Here is a 7,115-nt window from a genome sequence, read left to right as displayed (position 1 = left end):
GCCCCCCCGGGGGGGGGGGGGGTGGGGGGGGGGGGGGGGGGGGGCCCCCCCCCCGCCCCCCCCCGCGGGGGGGGGGCCCCCCCGGGGGGGGGGCCCCCCCCCTCTGCGTTGGTCCGGCTGCGTGCGTCCGTCCGGCGCTCAGTTCCAGGCGTTGTTCTGGTTCTGCGCGTGGGCGCCGTGCTGGCCCATGCCGAACTGCGCGGCCGCGCCCTGCCCGATCGTGGCGTTCTGCGGCGGGAGCACCTCGCTGGGCTGGACCAGGGCGAAACCGGTGCCGAGGAAGCTGAGCTCCCAACCCTCGCCGGTGTTGCCGCGCCGCCGCCACACGCCGCTGGAGTGGGTCTGGGCCTGCATCTGCACGCGCAGCGAGGTGGACCAGGCGACGATGGCGTCCGCGTCGGCGTTGACGTACTTGTCCGGCGTGACCTGCATCATCAGCGGCTGCCCGGAGGTCATCAGCGCGACCTTTCCGCGGCCGGTGATGTTGAGCTGGTACTTGCCGGTGCCGGAGACCCCGTACTGGCTGTCCACCGCGATGACCTCGGTGTGCAGGGTCGAGTCGAGGGCCAGTACGTAGCCGCTGTCGACCGTGAGGCCGTCCTGGTCCACGTCCACCACGTGCACGTGCTGGGCGAGGTTGGCCAGGTAGACCGTGCCCTGGCCCGAGCAGCGCATCAGGTCCAGGCCCTCGCCGGTGCGGGTGCGGGCGCCGCGCTGGGTGGTGCTCTGGTACTCGCCGTCGAAGTCGATGATCCCCTGGTAGGCGACCATGGCGCCCTTGCGGGCGAGCACGTCGTCGGAGCCGCTCAGGGAGACCCGCAGCAGCTGCGGGTTCTGGACGGCGTACCGCTCCTGGGACTGCGCCTCTGCGTGGGCGAAAAGTGAGCTCTGCATGGTGTGTCTTCTCCCCCTCAGCCCCGGGCCCGGAGCCGGTCGGTGCTGTCCTCGCTGGGCTGTACGACGACGATGCCCTGGCCGGAGAAGGCCATCTGGTAGGCCTCCCCGCTGCCCCGGCCGATCAGCGACGAGGCCTTGAAGCTGCTCTTGCCCTTGACCTTGAGGTTCGGGGACCAGGCGACGAGCGCGTCGGGGTCGACGTACGTCTCGTCCTCGCCGCGGCCGCACTCGACCACGATCGGGGTGCCCCGGGAGGTGATGGCGACCCAGCCGGTGCCGGAGACCTGCACGTTGAACAGGCCCTGGCCGGCGAATTTGGCCATTCCCTTGACCCGCTCGACGCCCCACTGGAGGTGGGCGTCGAAGGCCAGCAGGTTGGTGCCGTTGACGGAGAGGGCGTCGTTGTTGAGGTTGATGCAGACGACGTTCGCGCCGTAGTCGGCGAGGTAGAGCAGGCCGTCGCCGGTGCACTTCATCAGCGGGGCGCCTTCGCCCGTGAGCCACTGCGAGGCCATCTGGCGCAGGGCCGGCGGGTTGGGCTCGTACTGGACGAAGCCCTCGTAGGCGACCATCGACCCGGTGCGGGCGAAGAGGTCCTGGCCGGACTGCATGGCGACCTTGAGCATGGCCGAACCGTGGTTCTCCATGCGGGCCGTGACGGGGGTCGGGGCGTAGCCCGCGAGCTGCTGGTTCATCGAGTTCATGGCATTCATGTGGGGCTCCCTCAGACCTCGTACGGCTGGACGACGATGAAGTTTCCGGGGGCGCCGCGGAACTGGAGGTTCACGGTTTCCCCGCTGTGGCCGGGGTAGGCGTTGCGGCGCAGCCGGACCTGGCTGGAAATGATCACCTGGGAGGCGGCGGACCACGCGACGATGGCGTTGCTGTCCGCGAAGGTGGTCGGGGTGACGGGCAGGACGACGGGGGTGCCGTGCGTCTTGACGATCACCGTGCCGGTGCCCTGGAAGAGCATCGTGAACAGCGCGCCGCCGGGGATGCCGTGGCCCTCGATGCGGCGCACCTCGTGCTGGAGCGTCTCGTCGAAGGCGAGGACCGACTCGGCGGAGACGCAGATGCCGTCGCCCTGGAGCTCGATGGCGTGCAGGTAGGCGCCGTTCTCGGCGAGGAACACCTGGCCGCGGCCGGTGCAGCGCATGAGCTGCATCTCCTGGCCGGTGGCGTTGCCGACGATGCGGCCGGCGAAGCCCGCGCCCTTGTAGCTGAAGTCGACCTTGCCCTGGTAGAGGACCATGCTGCCCTGGCGGGCGAGGACGGCCTGGCCGCCCATCGACAGGTCCACGCGCATGAGCTGCTTGTTCTGCGCGGTCCAGCGGGCGCCCGTGGGGGCTTCCTTGTACGGCTGGAGGGCGGTGGCGAGTCCGGTGCCGGCGGCGGGAGCCGCCTGCATGGGCTGGCCGTAGCCGGGGGGCTGCTGGCCGTACGGGGGCGGCTGCTGACCGTACGGCTGCTGGCCGGGGAACTGGCCGGACTGCTGGCCGGGGAACTGGCCCGGGACCTGGCCGTACGAGGGCTGCGGCTGCTGCCCGTACGGCGCGGGGGCCGGGCCGGGCGGCGGGACCTGGCCGTACGGCGCGGGCGCGGGGGCCGGCGGGGCCAGGGGGACGCCCATGGGTGCGGCCATGGTGGGGGCCGCGTGGACGGGCTGCTGGTACGGCGCGGGGGCCGGTGCCGGTGCCGGTGCCTGGTACGGCGCGGGCGCCTGGGCCGGGGCGCCGAAGGCCGGGGCCGGGGCGGGCACCTGGGCGGGCGCGCCGAAGGCGGGTGCGGGAGCGGCGGCCTGCGGCGGCGGGGCGAAGCCGGGGGCGCCGGCCGGGGCCGGGGCCTGGGCCTGCGGCGCGGGCTCTTCCTCCTCGGCGACCTCGCCGCCGAAGTTCTTGAGCAGCGCGGCGAGCCCGCCGTCGAACCCCTGGCCGACGGCGGCGAAGCGCCACACGTCCTTGAGGTAGAAGTCGCCGATCATCAGGGCGCGCTCGGTGCTGAACTCCGAGCCCGTGAAGGCGTAACGGACGACCTCCTCGCCGCCCGCCACGACGCGGATGTAGCCCGGTCCGATCTGCGACATCTGCCCGGCGCCGTCGATCGACGCGGCGAAGGACAGCTTGTGGATGTTGGCCGGAATGCGGTCCAGGGTCACCCGGAAGGATTCCGCGTCACCGGACTGCGCGCCGAGCAGCTGAATGGACTCTTCCGGCGACTTCGGCTGGTTGAAGAAGACGAAGTAGCGGTCGTCCGAGAGCTGTTCGTTCGCGTCGAGGCCGAAACAGCTGATGTCGATGGTGAGTCCGGGCCCGGCGATCTGGACGCCCACGTAGAGGTCCGTGCCCGCCGTCAGATCGCTGATTTTGGCCTTGTGACCGCGTTGGAATTCCCTGGCCATACCTAAGACCGTCCCCCATCCCGACAGTGAATGCGTGCCGCTCAGGCTAACGGCAACCTCGGACATCCAGCCAAGTCGGTACCGACCCGGTACATATCACGGCGGGCTCCATCCGGGGCAAGCGGGAATTAGCGGACTATTCGTCGCGGGCGGCCGGCACTTTCGGAAGGCGCTCGGCGGCGACGATCCCCTCCAGGTATCCGCGGGCCCTCTCGGTCCGCGGGTACTCCTCCAGCAGCTCCCAGAAACCGGCTCCGTGGCCGGGCACGAGGAGGTGCGCCAGCTCGTGCAGCAGCACGTAGTCGACGACGTACTCCGGCATCCCCTGGAGGCGGTGGGAGAGCCGGATGCTGCCTTCGGCCGGGGTGCAGGAGCCCCAGCGGGTGTTCTGGTTGGTGACCCAGCGGACCGAGCGGGGGCGGGCGCGGCCGCTGAAGTACTGCTCGGACAAACGCTCGGCCCGCTCGGTGAGTTCCGCGTCCCCGATGGTGCGCTTGCTCTCCTGGGCCGCCAGCTTGTCGAGCATGACGCCCACCCAGCGCTGTTCCTCGGCCTCGGACATCCGGGCAGGGATGAGGACGACCGTACGGTCACCCTCGCGGTAGGCGGATACGGTCCTGCGGCGGCGTGCGCTCCGGCGGACTTCGACGGCTCGCTGCGGTGGATCGGCGGACACGCCACGACGGTACCCGCTCGCCGCGGCGGAAGTCCCGCCCCTCCGGGGTTCGAACATGATCGATTCACGGAAGGCCCAACACGAGCCCGCAACTATTCAGCTCATATACCTAATACCCCTCACCTGTGGACAAAGCTGCGCAGGCCATTCGGCGGCCGGGCAATCTTGCGGAAAGCGGCGGACGGCCGCGGACGACCGCGACGGCGAAAGCCGCGGAGCAATGAGGGGGATCACCGTGTATCCGAAGATGAAGCCGGCGCTGGCACGGGCGTGGCGGGATCTGCAAACGGTGCAATTCGGAGTCACGCCCGCCCACGCGGTGGTGCTCGGCCCGGTGGACACGGCGACGGGCACGCTCCTCGACCTGATCGACGGGACGCGCGGCATGGAGCTGCTGCGCGTGCAGGGCAGGGCGATGGGACTGCCGGACGGCCGGGTCGACGACGTGGTGCGGCGGCTGGCTTCGGCCGGGCTGCTCGACGACTCCACCGTGGGCGGGCCGCGGGCCCAGGCGGTGCGGGCGCGGCCGGAGGCCCTGGCCCGGCTGGGCCCGGACCTGGGCTCGCTGTCCCTGGTCCACCCCGAGCCGGGCGGGGACTTACTGGGTGTCGCCGCCCGCCGGGGGATACGGGTCCAGGTGCGCGGGAGCGGCCGGGTGGGCGGGGTGATCGCCTCGGTCCTGGCGGGAGCCGGAGTCGGCCGGGTCGAGGTGCTCGACGGGGGCCGCGCGCAGCCCGCGGACGTGGCTCCGGGCGGGCTGGGTCCCGGCAGCGTGGGCCGGCTGCGCGCCGAAGCGGCCAGGACGGTGGTCCGCGAGGCTGCCCCGGGGCGCGGACCGCGGACCGCGGAGAGCGAGGGTCCGGAGCCGGGGCTGGCCCTGGTGGTGGTCGCGCCCCGGGACGGGCTCCAGTCCTGGGCCCCCGATCCGCAGACCGCGGAGGACTGGGTCGCCACCGGCACCCCGCACCTGTACGCGGGGGTGCTGGAGGGGACCGGGCTGGTGGGACCGCTGGTGCTGCCCGGAGCCACGGCGTGCGCCGGGTGCATGGAGCGCGACCGGGTGGACCGGGATCCGGCCTGGCCCCGCATGCTGGTCCAGTGGCGGTCTATCCACCGCCGCCGGGACTCGGCCGCCTGCGATCTGGGGCTGTCCACGGCGGTGGCCGGCCTGGCCGCAGCCCACGCCCTGTCCTTCCTCGACGGCGAACTCCCCGCCTCGGCGGCCACCCGGTGGGAGGCCTCGCTACCCGCCCTCCACTGGCACCCCACCCCGGTCCGGCCGCACCCCGAGTGTCCGTGTGGTGCGAGCGGGCACGATGAGCCCGTCGAAGTGGAGTCGGCCGCCGGGCCGGTGCGGGAACCGGACATGGCAGCGGGCTCGGAGAGGCGGAGGGGGCCATGACAGGATTGCCGTGGTCGAGGCCCCTGGGGGCGCCGTCCGAGAGCTCGTCGGGGGCTTCCCCGAACGGCCGCTTGCGGCTCAGCTGGCTGGGAATTGGAGGGGCACATGTCTGATCTTCCCCGGAAGGCGGTCACCCGTACCGTCAAGCTGGCCGCGCTGCCGCTCGGCATGGCGGGCCGGGCCACGTGGGGGCTCGGCAAGCGGATCGGAGGCAAGTCGGCGGAGATCGTGGCACGCGAACTCCAGCAGCGAACCGCCGACCAGCTGTTCCGCGTCCTGGGTGAGTTGAAGGGGGGCGCGATGAAGCTCGGGCAAGCGCTCTCGGTCTTCGAGTCGGCCCTGCCCGAGGAGGTCGGCGGGCCCTACCGGGCGGCGCTGACGAAGCTTCAGGAAGCCGCGCCGCCGCTGCCCGCGGCCACCGTTCACCAGGTGCTGACGGACCGTCTCGGTGCGGACTGGCGGGAGCTGTTCGAGGAGTTCGAGGACAAGCCGGCCGCGGCCGCCTCGATCGGGCAGGTGCACCGGGCCGTTTGGCACGACGGCCGGCAGGTGGCGGTCAAGGTCCAGTACCCGGGGGCCGGCGAGGCGCTGCTGTCGGACCTGAAGCAGCTGAGCCGGTTCGCGGGGCTGCTGGGACCGCTGATCCCGGGCATAGAGATAAAGCCGCTGATCAAGGAGTTGCGCGACCGGGTCGCCGAGGAGCTCGACTACGAGCTGGAGGCCGAGGCCCAGCGGGCGCACGCGGATGCCTTCGCGGACGACGAGGACGTGGTCGTGCCGGACGTCGTGCACCAGAGCGACCAGGTGCTGGTGACCGAGTGGATGGAGGGGACTCCGCTGTCGGAGGTGATAGCCGACGGCACCCGGGAGGAGCGCGACGGCGCCGGACAGCTGCTGGCCCGGTTCCTCTTCTCCGGCCCCGCCCGCACCGGGCTGCTGCACGCCGATCCGCACCCGGGCAACTTCCGGCTCATCACCGGGGCGGACGGCCGGATACGGCTGGGCGTCCTGGACTTCGGGACCGTCGACCGACTGCCGGGCGGCTGGCCCAAGCCCATCGGCAGATCGCTGCGGATGACGCTGGACGGCGACGCCGAGGGGGTCTACGGGCACCTTCGCGCGGAGGGGTTCGTACGGGATTCCATAGAGCTGGACCCGGATGCGGTGCTCGACTACCTGAAGCCCATCATCGAGCCCGCCGAGGCCGAGGAGTTCACCTTCACCCGACCGTGGCTGCGCGGCCAGGCGGCGCGGATCGCCGATCCGCGCTCCCCCGCACACCAGTTGGGACGTCAGATCAACCTGCCGCCCTCGTACCTGCTGATCCACCGGGTGACGCTGAGCACGATCGGCGTGCTGTGCCAGCTGGGCGCGACGGTCCGGCTCCGCGACGAACTGGAGTCCTGGCTCCCGGGGTTCCCGGCCGAGGAGGACTGAGCGGTCCGGGACTGAGCGGTCCGGGACTGAGCGGTCCGGGACTGAGGGGGCCTGGACTGAGGGGGCCTGGGCCGAGGGGGCCGGTTCACCACCAGGCGGAGTCCAGGCGGCCTTCGATGGCGCGGAGGTTGGCTCGCGCGCAGTCGACGCAGAAGTACTGTCTGCTCCCGTTCTCCACCGAGCAGGTCCAGGTGGGCGGGGGGCCGGCCGGGGACTGGGCGCCGCAGCGCGCGCAGACGACGGGCGGGGCCTGGGAACCCGGCGGGGCCGGGTGGGAAGTCGGCTGGTCCACCTCCAGACGATAT

Annotated in this window: 7 protein-coding genes; 2 read left to right on the top strand and 5 right to left on the bottom strand. The window is 72.4% G+C overall.

The genetic code is table 11. From position 1 onward, the window contains the following. Positions 1 to 138: 138 nt before the first annotated feature. From ACFXDJ_RS25765 to ACFXDJ_RS25750, 4 genes are all read right to left on the bottom strand, one after another. Positions 139 to 894 (bottom strand): AIM24 family protein, encoded by a 756-nt coding sequence (locus ACFXDJ_RS25765; RefSeq protein WP_384656864.1) that lies wholly within the window; start codon positions 892 to 894, stop codon positions 139 to 141. A 17-nt stretch (positions 895 to 911) separates the two neighbouring features. Continuing rightward, entirely contained in the window at positions 912 to 1,592 is a 681-nt protein-coding gene (locus tag ACFXDJ_RS25760; protein ID WP_384656896.1) for an AIM24 family protein, read from the bottom strand. Between the two features lie 29 nt (positions 1,593 to 1,621). Next, on the bottom strand, positions 1,622 to 3,295 hold the full coding sequence (locus tag ACFXDJ_RS25755) for a TerD family protein (protein ID WP_384656867.1): 1,674 nt from the start codon (positions 3,293 to 3,295) through the stop codon (positions 1,622 to 1,624). 136 nt (positions 3,296 to 3,431) lie between these two features. Beyond that, positions 3,432 to 4,028 (bottom strand): M48 family metallopeptidase, encoded by a 597-nt coding sequence (locus tag ACFXDJ_RS25750; RefSeq protein WP_384656870.1) that lies wholly within the window; start codon positions 4,026 to 4,028, stop codon positions 3,432 to 3,434. A gap of 178 nt (positions 4,029 to 4,206) precedes the next feature. On the opposite strand from ACFXDJ_RS25750, the gene ACFXDJ_RS25745 reads away from it, so the two are divergent. Next, positions 4,207 to 5,373, top strand: coding sequence for a TOMM precursor leader peptide-binding protein (locus ACFXDJ_RS25745; protein WP_384656872.1), 1,167 nt, complete (start codon positions 4,207 to 4,209; stop codon positions 5,371 to 5,373). A 105-nt stretch (positions 5,374 to 5,478) separates the two neighbouring features. Further along, positions 5,479 to 6,810 (top strand): ABC1 kinase family protein, encoded by a 1,332-nt coding sequence (locus ACFXDJ_RS25740; RefSeq protein ID WP_384656875.1) that lies wholly within the window; start codon positions 5,479 to 5,481, stop codon positions 6,808 to 6,810. 85 nt (positions 6,811 to 6,895) lie between these two features. Here ACFXDJ_RS25740 and ACFXDJ_RS25735 read toward each other — a convergent pair whose 3' ends face one another. Continuing rightward, positions 6,896 to 7,102, bottom strand: a complete 207-nt coding sequence (locus tag ACFXDJ_RS25735) for a hypothetical protein (RefSeq protein ID WP_384656877.1) — start codon at positions 7,100 to 7,102, stop codon at positions 6,896 to 6,898. Positions 7,103 to 7,115 lie beyond the last annotated feature (13 nt).

Origin of the sequence: Streptomyces sp. NPDC059443 (genome assembly GCF_042750105.1) — a bacterium.
Classification (GTDB): Bacteria; Actinomycetota; Actinomycetes; order Streptomycetales; family Streptomycetaceae; genus Streptomyces.
This window is presented reverse-complemented; position numbering and strand designations above follow the sequence as displayed.